The following is a 17,626-nucleotide window of genomic DNA, read 5'->3' on the forward strand; positions in this document are numbered from 1 at the left end:
ACCACTTCGTCACCGAGGCCGCCCGCCACGGCCTGGAGGTCGCCCTCGACTTCGCCCTCCAGTGCTCCCCCGACCACCCCTGGGTCGACAAGCACTCCGACTGGTTCCACCACCGCCCCGACGGCACCATCGCCCACGCCGAGAACCCGCCCAAGAAGTACCAGGACATCTACCCGATCGCCTTCGACGCCGACCTGGAGGGCCTGGTCGCCGAGACCGTCCGCGTCCTGCGGCACTGGATGGACCACGGGGTGCGGATCTTCCGCGTCGACAACCCCCACACCAAACCCGTCGTGTTCTGGGAGAGGGTCATCGGCGAGATCAACACCGCCGACCCCGACGTGATCTTCCTCGCCGAGGCCTTCACCCGCCCCGCGATGATGCACACCCTGGCCCAGATCGGCTTCCAGCAGTCCTACACCTACTTCACCTGGCGCAACACCAAGCAGGAACTGACGGAGTACCTCACCGAACTGACGGGGGAGGCCGCCTCCTACATGCGGCCCAACTTCTTCGCCAACACCCCCGACATCCTGCACGCCTACCTCCAGCACGGCGGCCGCCCCGCCTTCGAGGTCCGCGCCGTCCTGGCCGCCACCCTCTCCCCCACCTGGGGCATCTACAGCGGCTACGAACTCTGCGAGAACACCCCCCTGCGCGAAGGCTCCGAGGAGTACCTCGACAGCGAGAAATACCAGCTCACACCCCGCGACTGGGCCGCCGCCGAACGCGAGGGCCGCACCATCGCCCCCCTCGTCACCAAGCTCAACAGCATCCGGCGCCAGAACCCGGCCCTCCGGCAACTGCGCGATCTGCACTTCCACGCCACGGACAAGGAGGAGGTGATCGCCTACTCGAAGCGGCAGGGGTCGAACACGGTTCTGGTGGTCGCCAACCTCGACCCCCACCACACCCAGGAGGCGACGGTCTCGTTGGACATGCCGCAACTCGGCCTGGACTGGCACGAGTCGGTGCCGGTGCGCGACGAGCTCACCGGCGAGACCTACCACTGGGGCAGGGCCAACTATGTGCGCCTGGAGCCGGGCCGTTCGCCCGCGCACGTCTGCACGGTTCTGCGACCGTCCCACCCGCAGATCGGAGGGTCACCCACCACATGATCGTCAACGAGCCCGTGCCGGACACCTTCGAGGACACACCCGCCAAGGACCGGGACCCGGACTGGTTCAAACGAGCCGTCTTCTACGAGGTCCTCGTCCGCTCCTTCCAGGACAGCAACGGCGACGGCGTCGGCGACCTCAAGGGCCTCACCGCCAAGCTGGACTACCTCCAGTGGCTCGGGGTGGACTGCCTCTGGCTGCCGCCCTTCTTCAAGTCACCGCTCCGCGACGGCGGTTACGACGTCTCCGACTACACCGCCGTCCTGCCCGAGTTCGGCGACCTGGCCGACTTCGTCGAGTTCGTGGACGCCGCCCACCAGCGCGGCATGCGCGTGATCATCGACTTCGTCATGAACCACACCAGCGACCAGCACCCGTGGTTCCAGGAGTCCCGCAAGGACCCCGACGGCCCCTACGGCGACTACTACGTCTGGGCCGACGACGACAAGCAGTACCAGGACGCGCGGATCATCTTCGTCGACACCGAGGCGTCCAACTGGACCTACGATCCGGTACGCAAGCAGTACTTCTGGCACCGCTTCTTCTCCCACCAGCCGGACCTGAACTACGAGAACCCGGCCGTGCAGGAGGAGATGATCTCCGCCCTGAAGTTCTGGCTGGACCTCGGCATCGACGGGTTCCGGCTGGACGCGGTGCCGTACCTGTACCAGGAGGAGGGCACCAACTGCGAGAACCTCCCGCGCACCCACGAGTTCCTGAAGCGGGTGCGCAAGGAGATCGACGCGCAGTACCCGGACACGGTGGTGCTGGCGGAGGCCAACCAGTGGCCGGAGGACGTGGTCGACTACTTCGGCGACTTCTCCTCCGGCGGCGACGAGTGCCACATGGCCTTCCACTTCCCGGTCATGCCCCGCATCTTCATGGCCGTGCGCCGCGAGTCCCGCTACCCGGTCTCCGAGATCCTCGCCAAGACCCCGGCCATCCCCTCCAACTGCCAGTGGGGCATCTTCCTGCGCAACCACGACGAGCTGACCCTGGAGATGGTCACCGACGAGGAGCGCGACTACATGTACGCGGAGTACGCCAAGGACCCGCGCATGCGCGCCAACATCGGCATCCGCCGGCGGCTCGCCCCGCTCCTGGACAACGACCGCGACCAGATCGAGCTGTTCACCGCGCTGCTCCTCTCCCTGCCCGGCTCGCCGATCCTCTACTACGGCGACGAGATCGGCATGGGCGACAACATCTGGCTCGGCGACCGCGACGCGGTCCGCACCCCGATGCAGTGGACGCCGGACCGCAACGCGGGCTTCTCCTCGTCCGACCCCGGGCGCCTCTTCCTGCCCACGATCATGGACCCGGTCTACGGCTACCAGGTGACGAACGTCGAGGCCTCCATGGCCTCGCCGTCCTCCCTGCTGCACTGGACCCGCCGCATGATCGAGATCCGCAAGCAGAACGTGGCCTTCGGTCTCGGCTCGTACACGGAGCTGCCCTCCTCCAACCCCGCCGTACTGGCCTTCCTGCGGGAGTACGAGGACGACCTGGTGCTGTGCGTGCACAACTTCTCGCGGTTCGCGCAGCCCACCGAGCTGGACCTGAGCGCCTTCGAGGGACGCCACCCGGTCGAGCTGTTCGGCGGGGTCCGTTTTCCGGCGGTCGGCGAGCTGCCGTACCTGCTGACCCTCGGCGGGCACGGCTTCTACTGGTTCCGGCTCCGCAAGGACGCCGTCTAGGCCTCAGGGGCCCTCACCCCGGGCGGGGCGGTTTCTGCCGCCCCGCCCGGGGCACGCATCAGTAACACCCCGTCGACCCGGGGAAAGGACGCGACGCCATGTCGGAAGCCGTCACACGCACCGTCACGAGCACGAGCCCGCCAGGCCTCCTTGCGTCACTCGATCCACTCCTGCGGGACTGGCTGCCACGGCAGCGCTGGTTCGCGGGCAAGGGGCGCCCGGTCACCGGGTTCTCGCTGGTCGCCGCCACCGAGCTGCTGCCGGCCGACGCCCGCCTCGGACTCCACCACGTGCTGGTCCGTGCCCATCAGCAGCTCACCGCGGGTTCCGGCACGCCCGAGGAGCCCGGGGACTGCTACCAGCTCCTCATAGGCGCGCGCGAGGCGCTGCCGCCCCGGCTGGCGCCCGCGCTGATCGGACACGTCACCGAGGGCCCGCTGGCCGGCCGCACCGTCTACGACGCCCTCCACGACACCAGGCCCGCCGAGGTGCTCCTGGAGGCGCTGCGCACCCAGGCCCGCATCGGCGGGCTCCGTTTCGAGCGGGACCGGGACCAGGAGATACGCGACGGCCTGGTGCCGCGACTGATGACCGCCGAGCAGTCCAACTCGTCGGTCGTGTATGGAGATACGTTCATTCTCAAGCTGCTCCGCCGGATCGTGCCCGGCGTCAACCCCGACCTGGAGCTGCCGCTGGCGCTCGCCCGGGCGGGCTGCGACCGGGTGCCGGCACCGGCCGGCTGGATGGTGGCCGACCTGGCCGGCCGGCCCTGGGTGCTGGGCGTCCTCCAGCCGTACGTACAGGGCGCGAGCGACGGCTGGGAGCTGGCCCTGCGCGAACTGGCCAAGGGCGAGGACTTCGCCGCGGAGGCGCGCGCGCTCGGGCGGGCCACCGCCGAGGTGCACGGCGCGCTGGCCCGCGTCCTGCCGACCGTCACCCTCGGTCACGGCCAGATGCGGCGGCTCGCCGAGGGCATGACCGGACGGCTGGAGGAGGCCGCCCGTGCGGTGCCCCTGCTGCGGCCCTACGCGCCCGCGCTGCGCACCGCCTTCACCGCGCTGGACGACCTGGCCGCCGAGGGCCGCACCTGGACCGCCCAGCGCGTCCACGGTGACCTGCACCTCGGTCAGTGCCTGCGCTCGCCCTCCGGCCGGTGGTCGCTGATCGACTTCGAGGGGGAGCCCGCGAAACCCCTGGCCGAACGGCGGATGCCGCAGCCGCCGGTGCGGGACGTCGCCGGGATGCTGCGCTCCTTCGACTACGCCGCGCACGCGGCCGACGCGCCCGCGCCCGGCTGGGCCGACAGCTGCCGGGCCGCGTTCTGCACCGGGTACGCGGAGGTCGCCGGCGTCGACCCGCGCACCGACCCGGTGATGCTGCGCGCCCACGAGACGGACAAGGCGGTCTACGAGGTGCTGTACGAGGCACGCCACCGCCCCGAGTGGCTGGCGGTGCCGATGTCCGCGGTGCGACGCCTCTCCACGCCCGATCCGTCGTGACGCCGCTGCCCGCCCCCGCCCCCCTTCCTGATCCCACTTCGCCCAGGAGGCCCCGCCCGTGACCCCCCGCCCCTCGTCCAGCGGTCCCGACCCGAAGAAGACGGCCGAGGAGAAGAGCGCCGCGCAGCAGGCGGCGCCGCCTCGGAAGGCGGTGGCCAAGGGGACGACCCCGAAGAAGGCGACGGCCGAGCAGGCGGTCGCGAAGAAGGCCGCGGCCAAGAAGACGGCGGCCCAGAAGGCGACGGCCAAGAAGGCCACGGCCCAGAAGGCGACCGTCAAGAAGACGACCGGGCAGCCGCCCGCCGCGAAGAGGACGGCGGCCGGGAAGGCGGCCGGCGGGGCGGGAGGGAAGAAGGGCGTCGCGAAGAAGGCGGGCGCGGAGGGCAGGGCCGCCCGGAGGAGCGCGAAGGAGGCGGTACCGGCCGAGGTCGCCGTCTCCCCCGTTCTGGACGCCGCCGACCGGGAGCGGCTGCTCGCCGGCACGCACCACGACCCCCACTCCGTGCTCGGCGCCCACCGGGTGGCCGGCGGTGTCGCCTTCCGGGCGTTCCGGCCGTACGCACGGGCGGTGACCGTCCTGTCCGGGGAGCTGCGGGTCGGGCTGCACGACGACGGGGCCGGCTTCTTCTCGGCCCTGCTGCCGCTCGGCGAGGTCCCCGCCTACCGGCTCCTGGTGACGTACGGGGACACCGACCAGGAGGTCGAGGACCCGTACCGCTTCCTGCCCACGCTGGGCGACCTGGACCTGCACCTGATCGGCGAGGGGCGCCACGAGCAGCTGTGGCAGGCGCTCGGCGCGCGTCCGGCGACCCACGAGGGCGTCGCGGGCACCCGCTTCACGGTGTGGGCGCCGAACGCGCGCGGGGTCCGGGTGGCCGGCGGCTTCAACTTCTGGGACGGCACCGGCCACCCCATGCGGTCGCTGGGCGGCACCGGGGTCTGGGAGCTGTTCCTGCCCGGGATCGGCGCGGGAGAGCTGTACAAGTTCGAGATCACCAGGCCCGACGGCTCGCGCACCTTCCGCGCCGACCCGATGGCCCGGCGCACGGAGGTCCCGCCGGCCACCTCCTCCGTCGTGCACGTCTCGGAGTACACGTGGGGGGACGACGCGTGGCTGGCCCGTCGCGCCCAGGCCCCCGCGCACGAGGCGCCGATGTCGGTGTACGAGGTCCACCTGCCCTCCTGGCGCCCCGGCCTGACCTACCGCGAGCTGGCGGAGCAGCTGCCGGCGTACGTCGCGGACCTGGGCTTCACGCACGTCGAGCTGATGCCGGTCGCCGAGCACCCCTTCGGCGGCTCCTGGGGCTACCAGGTCACCGGCTTCTACGCGCCCACGGCCCGGCTCGGCGACCCCGACGACTTCAAGTACCTGGTCGACCGGCTGCACCGGGCCGGCATCGGCGTCCTGATGGACTGGGTACCCGCGCACTTCCCGCGCGACGACTGGGCGCTGGCCGAGTTCGACGGGCGCCCGCTGTACGAGCACTCCGACCCGCTGCGGGCCGCGCACCCCGACTGGGGGACGCTGGAGTTCGACTTCGGGCGCCGCGAGGTGCGCAACTTCCTGGTCGCCAACGCGGTGTACTGGTGCGAGGAGTTCCACATCGACGGGCTGCGGGTCGACGCGGTCGCCTCGATGCTCTACCTGGACTACTCGCGCGAGCCGGGCCAGTGGACGCCGAACGAACACGGCGGGCGGGAGAACCTGGACGCGGTGGCCTTCCTCCAGGAGATGAACGCGACGGTGTACCGGCGGGTGCCCGGCGTCGTGACCGTCGCGGAGGAGTCGACGGCCTGGGACGGCGTCACCCGGGCCACCCACCACGAGGGGCCGAGCGGTTTCGGCGGGCTCGGTTTCGGGCTGAAGTGGAACATGGGCTGGATGCACGACTCGCTGGAGTACATGAGCCACGAGCCGGTGCACCGCAAGTACCACCACGGCGAGATGACCTTCTCGATGGTGTACGCCTACAGCGAGAACTACGTGCTGCCGATATCCCACGACGAGGTGGTGCACGGCAAGAAGTCGCTGGTGTCGAAGATGCCGGGCGACTGGTGGCAGCAGCGCGCGAGCGAGCGGGCCTACCTGGGCTACATGTGGGCCCACCCCGGCAAGCAGCTGCTCTTCATGGGGCAGGAGTTCGCCCAGGGCGCGGAGTGGTCCGAGGCGCGCGGTCCCGACTGGTGGCTGCTCGACCCGCAGTACGGGGCGGCGGCGGACCACCGGGGGGTGCTGGACCTGGTCCGCGACCTGAACACCGTCTACCGGGACACGCCCGCGCTGTGGCAGCGCGACACCCACCCCTCCGGCTTCGCGTGGGTCGTCGGGGACGCCGCCGAGGACAACGTCCTGGCGTTCCTGCGGCTGGACGCCGACGGCGCCCCGCTGCTCGCGGTGTCGAACTTCGCCCCGGTGGTCCGCCCGGAGTACCGCCTGGGCGTCCCCGACGACATCCCCGCCTGGCACGAGGTGCTCAACACCGACGCGGCGCGGTACGGCGGCGGGGACGTGGGCAACCCGGACCCGGTCAAGCCGGAGCCGCAGGGGTGGCACGGCCGGCCGGCGAGCATCCGGCTGACCCTGCCGCCCCTGGCGACGGTCTGGCTGCGCCCGGCCTGACGGCCCGCTCCCCGGCCGCCCGGCGGCGGCCGGGGGCCCGTGGCCCGCGTACCGCGGGGCGCCCTGTCCCCGGCTAACCGGCCGCGTCCACCAGGCCCTTCGGCAGCGGTTCGGTGTGCAGGACGCCGAGCCGCTGGGTGGCCCGGGTGAGGGCCACGTACAGGTCGCTCGTGCCGTAGCGGCCCGGCTCGACCACCAGGACGGAGTCGAACTCCAGGCCCTTGGACTGGCGCGGGTCGAGGAGGACGACGCCGTGGGTCAGGTCCGGCTCGGCGTCCGCCGTCACGCCGTCCAGCCGGGCCGCGAGCGCCCGGTGCAGCTCGCGCGGGGCGATGACGGCGAGGCGGCCCTCCTCGGGGGCCAGCTCCCGGGCGGCCTCGGCGACGGCGGCCGGGAGGTCGCCGGTGGCGCGGATCCAGGGCCGTACCCCCGTCGAGCGCACCGAGCTGGGCGGTGTGAAGGCGGGGTCGTCGGCGCGGACGACGGCCGCCGCCACGTCCATGATCTCGGCCGGGGTACGGTAGTTGACACCCAGCCGGGTGTGCTCCCAGCGGTCCTCGACGTACGGCGCGAGGATCTTCGACCAGGAGCCGACACCGGCCGCCTCCGCGGTCTGCGCCGGGTCGCCGACCAGGGTCATCGAGCGGGTCGGGCAGCGGCGCATCAGCAGCCGCCAGGCCATCGGGGACAGCTCCTGCGCCTCGTCGACGATGATGTGCCCGAAGGCCCAGGTGCGGTCGGCCGCGGCCCGCTCGGCGGCGCTGCGGTGGTCCTCCTCCTCCTGGCGTTCGGCGAACCGCTCGGCGTCGATGATGTCGTGCGCCGACAGCACCTCCGCGTCCTCCTCGTCCTTGTCCTCGAACTCGTAGGTCCGGGACGCGTACGACACGTCCAGCACGCCCTGCGCGTAGGCGATCTGCCGCTCCCGCTCGCGTTCGGCGCGGGAGCGGGCGACGCGGTCGTCCACGCCGAGCAGTTCGGCCGCCTCGTCCAGCAGGGGCACGTCGGCCACGGTCCAGCGCCGGGTGACCGGACGGCGGACGGCGGCGGCGTCCTCGGCGGCGAGGAATGCCTCGGGAGCGGCGAGGAAGTCGGCGACCAGGCGCCGCGGGGTGATCCGGGGCCACAGCCGGTCGATCGCCGCCCAGACCTCGGGGTTCTCGGCGAGTTCGTCGCGGATCTGGGTGATGTCGCTGGGGTCGAGGAGGTTGGTGCCGTCGTAGGGGTCGGTGCCGATGCGTTCGGCGACCATGTCGGTGAGGGTGTTGAGGATATGGCCCTCGAAGTGCTCGCGGGCCGCGTTGTGCGGCAGCTTCGCCGCGCGGGTGCGCTCGCGGGCGACGTTGACCAGGTCGTCGTCGAGCATGAGGATCTCGCGGTCGTGCTCGATCGCGATCACCGGGTCGGGCAGCGCCTGCCGGTCGCGGACCACCTCGGCGAGGACGTCCGCCATGTCGGCGCGGCCCTTCACCGCCGCCGCCCGCGGGGTGTCCGTCGCCGTGGCCCTCACGCCGGGGAACAGCTCGCCGACGGTGGCGAGGAGCACGCCGGTCTCGCCCAGGGAGGGCAGTACCTCGCCGATGTAGCCGAGGAAGGCCGGGTTCGGGCCGACGATCAGGACGGCGCGCTTGGCGAGCAGCTCGCGGTGCTCGTAGAGGAGGTAGGCGGCGCGGTGCAGGGCGACGGCGGTCTTCCCGGTGCCGGGGCCGCCCTCGACGACCAGGACACCGCGGTGCGGGGCGCGGATGATGCGGTCCTGGTCGGCCTGGATGGTCTGCACGATGTCGCCCATGCGGCCGGTGCGCGCGGAGTTCAGCGCGGCGAGCAGCACGGCGTCGCCGGAGGGGTCCTCGTGGCCGGTGCGGGTCTCGTCGCCGAGGTCGAGGATCTCGTCGTGCAGGGCGGTGACCCGGCGGCCCTCGCTCGCGATGTGCCGACGGCGGCGCAGGCCCATCGGGGTGTGGCCGGTGGCCAGGTAGAAGGGGCGGGCGACGTCGGCCCGCCAGTCGATCAGGACCGGGGTGCGTTCGGCGTCGTCGGCGCGCAGACCGATGCGGCCGATGCGGTGGGCGGCGCCGGAGGCGAGGTCGATCCGGCCGAAGCAGAGGGAGCCGTCCACCGCGTTGAGCGCGGCGAGCAGCCCCGAGCGCTCGGCGACCAGGATGTCCCGCTCCAGCCGGGCCTGCATGGGCGTGTTGCCCCGCGCGAGCGCGTCCGTGACCGAGTCCTCGGTGTCGCCGCGCAGGGCGTCCACGCGTGCGTAGAGTCCGTCGATGAATTCCTGCTCCTGGCGCAATTCATCGTCCGGAAATTCGGTGTTTGACAATTCCACTCCCGCCCGGATATACTGTGCTCACTGAACTTCTTCGTGACCCCTTTCCTGCTGAAGTCACGAATCCCCGAATATACGCAAAGAAATCCCCCGGGCGCAATTGCCGGGGGATTTCTTCGTAGCGGGAACGGGTCAGATCACGTCGGACAGCTCCTCCAGCAGCCGCCGCTTGGGCCGCGAGCCCACCATCGACTTCACCGGCTCACCGTCGCGGAAGACGATGAAGGTCGGCATCGAGAGCACCTTGTACGCGTTCGTGGTCGTCGGGTTCCGGTCGACGTTCACCTGCACCACCCGGAGCCGCTCGCCCTCCTCCGCGGCCAGGGCCCTGAGCACCGGGGCCATCTGCCGGCACGGCGGGCACCAGTCGGCGGTGAACTCCACCAGCACCGGCAGTTCGCTGCCCAGTACCTCCGTACCGAACCCGGCGTCCGTCACCTCGGCCACCCCGTCGCCTGTCATGTGTGCCCTCCCAGCTCGCATTTCGGCTCCGGACCCCCCGGAACCGCCGCCTCGGCCCGCGCCAGCTGTGCGCCGACCTGCGCCCGGACCGACGACAGCTGCCCGATCAGGGCGTCCAGCTCCGCCAGCTTGCGCCGGTAGACCACGAGGGACGCCGGGCAGGAGTCGCCCTCGGGGTGCCCGGCACGCAGGCACTCCACGAAGGGGCGGGTCTCCTCCAGGTCGAACCCGAAGTCCTGGAGCGTCCTGATCTGCCGCAGCAGCTTCAGGTCGTCCTCGTCGTACGTCCGGTAGCCGTTGCCGGCGCGCCGCGCGGGCAGCAGGCCGCGCGACTCGTAGTACCGCAGCGTCCGCGTCGTGGTCCCGGCCCGTGCGGCCAGCTCGCCGATTCGCATGCGGACGAACGTAAGCCCTGACGCGGACGTCAAGGCAAGAAGCCCGGTGCCGTGACCCGGGGCGCGGAAGCCCTGCGCCGGACCTCGAACGCCGGACGTCGACAAAGGAAACCCCGCGCCGGAAGGGGCGCGGGGTTTCGGGGACCGGGCGGCCGAGCAACGGGGGGAGCACCTCGGCCGCCCGGAGTGTGCGGATGTCGCGCCGGCCGATTCAGGCCTTGGCCAGCTCCTTCTCGCCGCCCTGCCCGGGCAGGTCCGCGCCGTCCTCGGGATCCTCGGCGGCGCCGTGGTCGTCCAGCAGCGTCTTCTCGTCGAACGGGGCCCGTCCGGCGAGCACCTCGTCCACCCGCTCCCGGTCGATCTCCTTGGTCCAGGTGCCGATCAGCACGGTGGCGACGGCGTTGCCCGCGAAGTTGGTGAGGGCGCGGGCCTCGCTCATGAAGCGGTCGATGCCGACGATCAGGCCGATGCCGTCCACCAGGGCGGGCTTGTGCGACTGGAGGCCGCCGGCCAGCGTGGCGAGCCCGGCACCGGAGACACCGGCCGCGCCCTTGGAGGCGACCAGCAGGAAGAGCAGCAGCGGGATCTGCTCGCCGATGGACATCGGGGTGCCCATGGCGTCGGCGATGAACAGCGAGGCCATGGTCATGTAGATCATGGTGCCGTCGAGGTTGAAGGAGTAGCCGGTCGGGACGGTGATGCCGACCACCGGCTTGCTGACCCCCAGGTGCTCCATCTTGGCGATCAGGCGCGGCAGCGCCGACTCCGAGGAGGAGGTGGACAGGATCAGCAGGAACTCGCGTCCCAGGTACTTGAAGAGCGAGAAGACGTTGACGCCCGCGATGAAGCGCAGCAGCGCGCCCAGCACCAGGAAGACGAAGAGGAAGCAGGTGACGTAGAAGCCGAGCATCAGCACGGCCAGGCTCTTGAGCGCGTCGACGCCGGCCGAACCGGTGACGGCGGCGATGGCGCCGAAGGCCCCGATCGGCGCGGCCCACATGATCATGGCCAGGACGCGGAAGACCAGCCGCTGGATGTGCTCGATGCCGCGCAGGACGGGCTGCCCGGCCGACCCCATGGCCTGCAGGGCGAAGCCGCAGAGCAGCGCGATCAGCAGGGTCTGCAGCACCTCGCCGGAGGTGAACGCGGAGACGATGGTCGTCGGGATGACGCCCAGCAGGAACTCGGTGGTCCCCTTGGCCTCCGCGTCGACCTGCGCCTGGCCGGTCTCCTTGATGGCGTCGGTGACCGCGAGGCCCGTGCCCGGGTCCAGGATGTTGCCGACGAGCAGGCCGATGGCGAGGGCCACCAGCGACATCACCAGGAAGTAGGCCAGCGCGATGCCGCCTACCGCGCCGACCTTGGCGGCCTTGCGGACCGAGCCGATGCCCAGCACGATCGTGCAGAAGATGATCGGCGAGATCATCATCTTGATCAGGTTCACGAAGCCGGTGCCCAGCGGCTTCAGCTCGGTCGCGAAGTCGGGGGCGGCGAGACCGACGGCGATACCGAGGGCGACCGCGATGATCACGGCGATGTAGAGATAGTGCGTGCGGTCGCGCTTGGCTTTGGGTGCGGCAGGTGCCGTAGCGGCTTCGCTGGTCACGGCGGCCCTCCTTGACGACGTCGTCGGCATCACCGGCGTGCGGCTCACGTCCGGGGGTTTGTTTCGGGGACGCGGTGACTATCTCCCGGGCTGTGAGCGCGGTCACCCTTGCGTTCATTTAGTTCACCGATCATCCAAGGGGGAGACTGGCGGCATGCGCCTCCCCGTTCCCGGACCCCGTAGCCTGGCCGGTCAGCTCTTCGCCATGCAGGCGGTGCTGATAGCGGTCGTGGTGGCCGGGTACGCGCTGTTCACCTACGTCAGCGACCGGCAGCAGGCCGAGGAGGCGGCCGGGCGACAGGCCAGGTCGGTGGCGCTGGCGATCGCCGACTCGCCGTCCGTGCTGGACGCGATCCGCACCCCGGACCCGACGGCGCGGCTCCAGCCGTACGCGGTGCGGGTCATGCGGGACACGGACGTCGACTTCGTGACGATCATGGACCCGGACGGCATCCGCTGGACCCACCCCGACCCCGGGCAGATCGGACGTCCCTTCCGCGGGCACATCGAGCGCGCCCAGCGGGGCGAGACCCTCACCGAGACCTACACCGGCACCCTGGGACCGTCGGTGCGGGCGGTCGCGCCCGTCGACGACAACGGGCGGGTGGCCGGCCTGGTCAGCGCCGGCATCAAGGTCGAGGAGATCAGCAAGCGCGCGCAGGAGCAGCTGACGGCCCTGCTCGCGGTGGCGGCCGGCGCGCTGCTGCTCGGCGCCGTCGGCACGTACGTGATCAACGCGCGGCTGCGCCGGCACACCCACGGCATGAACGCGGACGAGCTGAGCCGGATGCACGACTACCATCAGGCGGCACTGCACGCGGTGCGGGAAGGGCTGCTGATGCTGGACGGGCGGCACCGGGTGGCGCTGATCAATGACGGCGGACGGGAGCTGCTCGGCGTGTCCGGTGAGGTGGTGGGCGCCTCGGTCGCCGACCTGGGGCTGCCGACGCAGCTGACGGGGGCGCTGCTGGCGTCGGAGCCCAGGGTGGACGAGGTGCACCTGACGGCCGAGCGGGTGCTGGTGGTCAACACCTCGCCCGTCTCCGGCGGCGAGCACCGGGGCACGGTGGTGACCCTGCGCGACGTGACCGAGCTCCAGTCGCTGACGGGCGAGCTGGACTCCGAGCGCGGCTTCACCCAGGCGCTGCGCTCGCAGGCCCACGAGGCGGCCAACCGGCTGCACACCGTGGTCTCGCTGATCGAGCTGGGGCGCGCGGAGGAGGCGGTGGACTTCGCGACGGCCGAGCTGGAGCTGGCGCAGGCGCTGACCGACCAGGTGGTGGCCGCGGTGAGCGAGCCGGTGCTGGCCGCGCTGCTGCTGGGCAAGACGGCGCAGGCGAACGAGCGGGGAGTGGAGCTGGTGGTGTCGCAGGAGAGCCGACTGGACGACGGGCTGCTGCCGCCGTCCCTGCCCGCCCGGGACCTGGTGACGATCCTGGGCAACCTGGTCGACAACGCGGTGGACGCGGCCCAGGGCGCGGTGCCGTCGCGGGTGACGGTGGCGGCGTACACGGAGGGTTCCGGAGCCGACGGCTCCGAGCTGGTGCTGCGGGTGTCGGACACCGGCGCCGGGGTCGATCCCGCCCATGCCGACCTGGTCTTCCAGCGGGGTTACTCGACGAAGCCGGCCGACGAGGGCGGGCGGGGCCTGGGGCTGGCGCTGGTGCGGCAGGCGGTCCAGCGGCACGACGGCACGCTGACCGTGACGGGGGCCGAGGGCGGCGGCGCCCGCTTCGAGGCCCGGCTGCCGCTGGGCGACGGCGCGCCGCCGGCCGCCGCGGCGGGCAGACCGGGCGCCGGGGGTGCCGTATGAGCACCGCCGGGGAGCCCATCCGGGTCCTGGTCGTCGAGGACGACCCCGTCGCCGCCGACGCGCACGTGATGTACGTCGGCCGGGTCCCGGGATTCACGGCAGTGGGCAAGGCGCACACCGGCGCGGAGGCCCGGCGGATGCTGGACCGTACCCCGGTGGACCTGCTTCTGCTCGACCTGCACCTGCCGGACGCGCACGGCCTCCAGCTGGCCCGCTCGCTGCGGGCGGCCGGGCACCACGCCGACGTGATCGCGGTGACGTCGGCGCGGGACCTGACGGTCGTGCGGGAGGGCGTGTCGCTGGGCGTCGTCCAGTACGTGCTGAAGCCGTTCACCTTCGCCACGCTGCGGGACCGGCTGGTGCGGTACGCGGAGTTCCGGGGCGCCCAGGGCGAGGCGAGCGGCCAGGACGAGGTGGACCGCGCCCTGGCCACCCTGCGCGCCCCCGGCCCCGCGGCCCTGCCCAAGGGGCTCAGCGGCCCGACCCTGGAACGGGTCACGAGCACGCTGCGCGGCGCGGCCGAGGGCCTCACGGCGGCCGGGGTCGCCGAGGCGGTGGGCATCTCCCGCATCACGGCCCGGCGTTACCTGGAGCACCTGGTGGACGCGGGCCGGGCGGGCCGGAGCCCGCAGTACGGGCAGGTGGGGCGACCGGAGTTGGTGTACCGGTGGGTCAGCGAGGCCGAGCGGGGGCGATGAACACGAGTTGTCCACCGCACACGCATTGACCTGACTAGACCACTCCTCTTACGTTCGCCGAGCAGCCGTCCCGGCCACAGCGTCGTGCGCCCGTAGGAGGTCATGCCCGTGCGTCCCACCGTCCGGTTCACCGCCCTGTTCACCCTCACCGCCCTCGCCTCCACCGCCCTCGCCGCCTGCGGCAGCGGATCAGGTGACGACCCGGACACGGTGAAGGTCTCCTTCAAGCAGTCCACGGACAACTCCATCAAGGTGATGGACACCTATCTCGGTGACATCAAGAAGCAGTTCGAGAAGGCCAACCCGGGCAAGAAGGTCGAGTTCGTCCCCATCAAGGCCCCGGACTCGGAGTACTACACCAAGCTCCAGCAGATGCTCCGCTCCCCCAAGACCGCGCCCGACCTGGTCTACGAGGACACCTTCCTCATCAACTCCGACATCACCAGCGGGTACCTGAAACCGCTCGACGACTACTTGGCCGAGTGGAAGGACTGGGACCAGTTCATCGACACCGCGAAGGCGGCGGCCAAGGGCGAGGACGGCAAGACGTACGGCGTGCCGGACGGCACCGACACGCGCGGCCTGTGGTTCAGCAAGGACGTGTTCGCCAAGGCCGGGCTGCCCGCCGACTGGCAGCCGAAGACCTGGGACGAGGTCCTCGCCGCCGCCCGCACCATCAAGGAGAAGGTCCCCGGCGTCACACCGCTCAACGTCTACACCGGCAAGCCCGCCGGCGAGGCCGCCACCATGCAGGGCTTCGAGATGCTGCTGTACGGCACGGGGGACGGCGGCAGCGACCCGCTCTACGACAGGAGCGGCAAGAAGTGGATCACGGCGGGGCAGGGATTCAAGGACTCCCTCGCCTTCGTCGAGACGGTGTACAAGGAGAAGCTCGGCCCCGAGGTCTCCGACGCGCTCGACCCCAACTTCGGCACCAAGGTGCGCGGTGAGCTGCTGCCGCAGGGCAAGCTCGGCATCGCGCTCGACGGCTCCTGGCTGCCGCAGGACTGGCTGGAGGGCAGCGGGCACGAGTGGCCGGACTGGTCGAAGGAGCTGGGGCTGGCCGCGATGCCGACCCAGAACGGCCAGGCGCCCGGCAGGGTGAGCATGTCCGGCGGCTGGACCTGGTCGATCCCGGCCAAGGCGGGCAACCCCGACCTGGCCTTCGAGTTCGTCAAGACCATGCAGACCAAGGCCAACGCCCAGAAGTGGTACATCGCCAACTCGGGCATCGCGGTCCGTGAGGACGTCGCGAACGACCCCGCCTACGTCGCGGCCCAGCCCGGTATCACGTTCTTCACCGACCTCGTCGCCGACACCCACTACCGGCCCGCCTACCCGGCGTACCCGAAGGTCTCCGTCGCCATCCAGGAGGCCATGGAGGGCGTGACGACCGGTGACAAGACGGTGGAGGAGGCGGCGCGCGACTACGACGAGGCGCTCAAGGAGGCGACCGACAACCAGGTGGTGAGCAGGTGACGGCGACCGCGCCGCAGCACGCCGGGCCGGGGGTCGGCAAGACCCCGGCTCCCCCGGCCGCCTCCGGTGCGCGGACCGGCGCCCTCCGCCGTTCCCTCTTCCGGGCCCTGCCCGTCTCCCCCGCCCTCGTCCTGCTCCTGCTCTTCCTCGCCGGCCCGATCGTCTACTGCGTCGTCATCGCCTTCACCGACCTCCAGCTCACCGGGCAGGCCCGGGAGTCCTTCGTCGGCTTCGACAACTTCACCCGCGCCTTCAGGGACGAGGCGTTCCTCAACGCCGTATGGCTGACCCTGGTGTTCACGGTGCTGTCGTCGCTGATCGGGCAGAACACCCTGGGGCTGGCGCTGGCCTCGCTGATGCAGCGGGCCTCGAAGCCGGTGCGCACGCTCACCGGCGGCATCGTCGTCACGGCGTGGGTGCTGCCGGAGGTGGTGGCGGGCTTCCTGCTCTACGCCTTCTTCCGGCGCGAGGGCACGCTCAACGCCATCCTGGACTGGCTCCACCTGCCCTCCCAGAACTGGCTGTTCACGCTGCCGATCCTGGCGGTGTCGTTCGCCAACGTGTGGCGGGGCACGGCCTTCTCGATGCTGGTGTACTCAGCCGCGCTGAACGAGATCCCGAAGGAGGTCACCGAGGCCGCCGAGGTGGACGGGGCGAGCGGCTGGCGCCGGATGTGGCACATCACGCTGCCGATGATCCGCCGCTCCATCGGCACCAACCTGATGCTGAACACCCTCCAGACCCTCTCCGTGTTCGGGCTGATCTGGGTGATGACGCGCGGCGGCCCGAGCGGCAAGAGCCAGACGCTGCCGCTGTTCATGTACGAGCAGGCCTTCCAGAACAGCCTGATCGGGTACGGCACGGCGGTGGCGCTGCTGCTGTTGCTGATCGGCTCCCTGTTCTCGGTCGTGTACCTGCGCCTGCTGCGGACGGAGGTCTGACATGGCAACCTCGCCCGCCTCCCGGCGCGACCGGCGCCGTACGGCCGCCGACGCCGGGCTGCTGGTGGTCGCCGCGGCCTTCGTACTGCCGCTGGCCTGGGTGGTGCTCTCCGCTCTCGACCCGCACGCGAGTCTGCGGGTCAAGGTCCCCGACGGGGTCACGCTGGAGAACTTCGACGCGATCCTCACCCCGGAGATCACCTACACGCCGCTGCTCAACAGCCTGCTCCTGTGCGGCGGCGCGACGCTGCTGACGGTGGTGTGCGCGACGCTGGCGGCGTACCCGCTCTCCCGCTTCCGGTCGCGGCTGAACCGGCCGTTCCTGCTCACCGTCCTGTTCGCGACCAGCCTCCCCATCACGGCGATCATGGTGCCGGTCTACGCGCTGTTCGTGCGGGTGAACCTGATCGACACCATGCAGGGGACGATCTTCTTCTTCGCCGCCTCGCAGCTGCCCTTCGCGATCTGGCTCATGAAGAACTTCATGGACGGGGTGCCGAAGGAACTGGAGGAGGCCGCGTGGACGGACGGGGCGTCGTCGTTCCAGTCGCTGCTGCGGATCGTGCTGCCGCTGATGGGGCCGGGGGTGGCGGTGGTCACGGTGTTCTCGTTCGTGATGATGTGGGGAAACTTCTTCGTCCCGTTCATGCTGCTGCTCACCCCGGACCAGATGCCCGCCTCGGTGAGCATCAACGACTTCTTCGGCAACCGGGGCATGGTGGCGTACGGGCAGCTGGCCGCGTTCTCGATCGTCTACTCGACGCCGGTCGTCCTGCTCTACGTGCTGATCTCCCGACGGCTGGGCGGGGGGTTCGCGCTGGGCGGGGCGGTCAAGGGGTGAGCCGGGCGGTCGGGAGCTACGGAGGCCGGAAGGGTTCTGAGGGCACCCCCGAACATCCGCGCTACGCCCGAATTGCGCCCGTAGGTTCCTACAACCCGTATCGCTGGCCGAACAGCCCGTAGTCA

Annotated in this window: 13 protein-coding genes; 9 read left to right on the plus strand and 4 right to left on the minus strand. The window is 71.3% G+C overall.

The features are described 5' to 3' along the window. From ACZ6EG_RS15970 to glgB, 4 genes are all read left to right on the plus strand, one after another. Nucleotides 1–1,118: alpha-amylase family glycosyl hydrolase (locus ACZ6EG_RS15970; RefSeq protein WP_469605015.1), on the plus strand; the 1,118-nt coding region annotated here is incomplete at its 5' end. Further along, nucleotides 1,115–2,815 (plus strand): maltose alpha-D-glucosyltransferase, encoded by a 1,701-nt coding sequence (gene treS, locus ACZ6EG_RS15975; protein WP_391969504.1) that lies wholly within the window; start codon nt 1,115–1,117, stop codon nt 2,813–2,815. The genes ACZ6EG_RS15970 and treS, both read left to right, overlap by 4 nt. A gap of 98 nt (nt 2,816–2,913) precedes the next feature. Next, on the plus strand, nt 2,914–4,314 hold the full coding sequence (locus ACZ6EG_RS15980) for a maltokinase N-terminal cap-like domain-containing protein (RefSeq protein ID WP_469605018.1): 1,401 nt from the start codon (nt 2,914–2,916) through the stop codon (nt 4,312–4,314). A gap of 58 nt (nt 4,315–4,372) precedes the next feature. Further along, a complete protein-coding gene (gene glgB / locus ACZ6EG_RS15985; RefSeq protein WP_469605021.1) occupies nt 4,373–6,934 on the plus strand; it encodes a 1,4-alpha-glucan branching enzyme in 2,562 nt (853 codons plus the stop codon). 73 nt (nt 6,935–7,007) lie between these two features. Here the strand turns inward: glgB and ACZ6EG_RS15990 are convergent, their stop codons facing one another. From ACZ6EG_RS15990 to ACZ6EG_RS16005, 4 genes are all read right to left on the minus strand, one after another. Beyond that, on the minus strand, nt 7,008–9,260 hold the full coding sequence (locus ACZ6EG_RS15990) for a HelD family protein (protein WP_391969507.1): 2,253 nt from the start codon (nt 9,258–9,260) through the stop codon (nt 7,008–7,010). A gap of 138 nt (nt 9,261–9,398) precedes the next feature. Beyond that, nucleotides 9,399–9,713, minus strand: a complete 315-nt coding sequence (locus ACZ6EG_RS15995; RefSeq protein WP_391969791.1) for a thioredoxin family protein — start codon at nt 9,711–9,713, stop codon at nt 9,399–9,401. An 11-nt stretch (nt 9,714–9,724) separates the two neighbouring features. Next, a complete protein-coding gene (locus tag ACZ6EG_RS16000) occupies nt 9,725–10,123 on the minus strand; it encodes a MerR family transcriptional regulator (RefSeq protein WP_356604702.1) in 399 nt (132 codons plus the stop codon). 211 nt (nt 10,124–10,334) lie between these two features. Beyond that, nucleotides 10,335–11,729, minus strand: a complete 1,395-nt coding sequence (locus tag ACZ6EG_RS16005; protein ID WP_391969508.1) for a cation:dicarboxylate symporter family transporter — start codon at nt 11,727–11,729, stop codon at nt 10,335–10,337. A 154-nt stretch (nt 11,730–11,883) separates the two neighbouring features. Here ACZ6EG_RS16005 and ACZ6EG_RS16010 point away from each other — a divergent pair, with 154 nt between their 5' ends. The 5 genes from ACZ6EG_RS16010 (at nt 11,884) to ACZ6EG_RS16030 (ending at nt 17,501) form a co-directional block, all read left to right on the plus strand. Then, the gene (locus tag ACZ6EG_RS16010; protein WP_469605026.1) at nt 11,884–13,542 is read left to right on the plus strand and encodes a sensor histidine kinase; all 1,659 of its coding nucleotides are present in this window, start codon (nt 11,884–11,886) and stop codon (nt 13,540–13,542) included. Beyond that, nucleotides 13,539–14,240 carry a response regulator gene (locus tag ACZ6EG_RS16015; protein ID WP_391969510.1) on the plus strand — a complete coding sequence of 234 codons (702 nt, stop codon included), beginning with the start codon at nt 13,539–13,541 and terminating at the stop codon, nt 14,238–14,240. Before ACZ6EG_RS16010 ends, ACZ6EG_RS16015 begins: the two co-directional genes overlap by 4 nt. A 102-nt stretch (nt 14,241–14,342) precedes the next feature. Next, on the plus strand, nt 14,343–15,719 hold the full coding sequence (locus tag ACZ6EG_RS16020; RefSeq protein WP_469605030.1) for an extracellular solute-binding protein: 1,377 nt from the start codon (nt 14,343–14,345) through the stop codon (nt 15,717–15,719). After that, entirely contained in the window at nt 15,716–16,660 is a 945-nt protein-coding gene (locus ACZ6EG_RS16025) for a carbohydrate ABC transporter permease (protein WP_391969512.1), read from the plus strand. The genes ACZ6EG_RS16020 and ACZ6EG_RS16025 overlap by 4 nt, the downstream gene beginning before the upstream one ends. Before the next feature lies 1 nt (nt 16,661). Next, entirely contained in the window at nt 16,662–17,501 is an 840-nt protein-coding gene (locus ACZ6EG_RS16030; protein ID WP_391969513.1) for a carbohydrate ABC transporter permease, read from the plus strand. The last annotated feature ends 125 nt before the right edge of the window (nt 17,502–17,626 follow it).

This window comes from Streptomyces sp. NPDC041968 (assembly GCF_055589025.1).

What these genes read in the sequence shown, in the direction of transcription:
- ACZ6EG_RS16015 (WP_391969510.1), top strand. Translation starts at nt 13,539, where the DNA reads ATGAGCACCGCCGGGGAGCCCATCCGGGTCCTGGTCGTCGAGGACGAC.
- ACZ6EG_RS16020 (WP_469605030.1), top strand. Translation starts at nt 14,343, where the DNA reads ATGCCCGTGCGTCCCACCGTCCGGTTCACCGCCCTGTTCACCCTCACC.
- ACZ6EG_RS16000 (WP_356604702.1), bottom strand. Translation starts at nt 10,123, where the DNA reads ATGCGAATCGGCGAGCTGGCCGCACGGGCCGGGACCACGACGCGGACG.
- ACZ6EG_RS15980 (WP_469605018.1), top strand. Translation starts at nt 2,914, where the DNA reads ATGTCGGAAGCCGTCACACGCACCGTCACGAGCACGAGCCCGCCAGGC.
- ACZ6EG_RS16010 (WP_469605026.1), top strand. Translation starts at nt 11,884, where the DNA reads ATGCGCCTCCCCGTTCCCGGACCCCGTAGCCTGGCCGGTCAGCTCTTC.
- ACZ6EG_RS16030 (WP_391969513.1), top strand. Translation starts at nt 16,662, where the DNA reads ATGGCAACCTCGCCCGCCTCCCGGCGCGACCGGCGCCGTACGGCCGCC.
- treS (WP_391969504.1), top strand. Translation starts at nt 1,115, where the DNA reads ATGATCGTCAACGAGCCCGTGCCGGACACCTTCGAGGACACACCCGCC.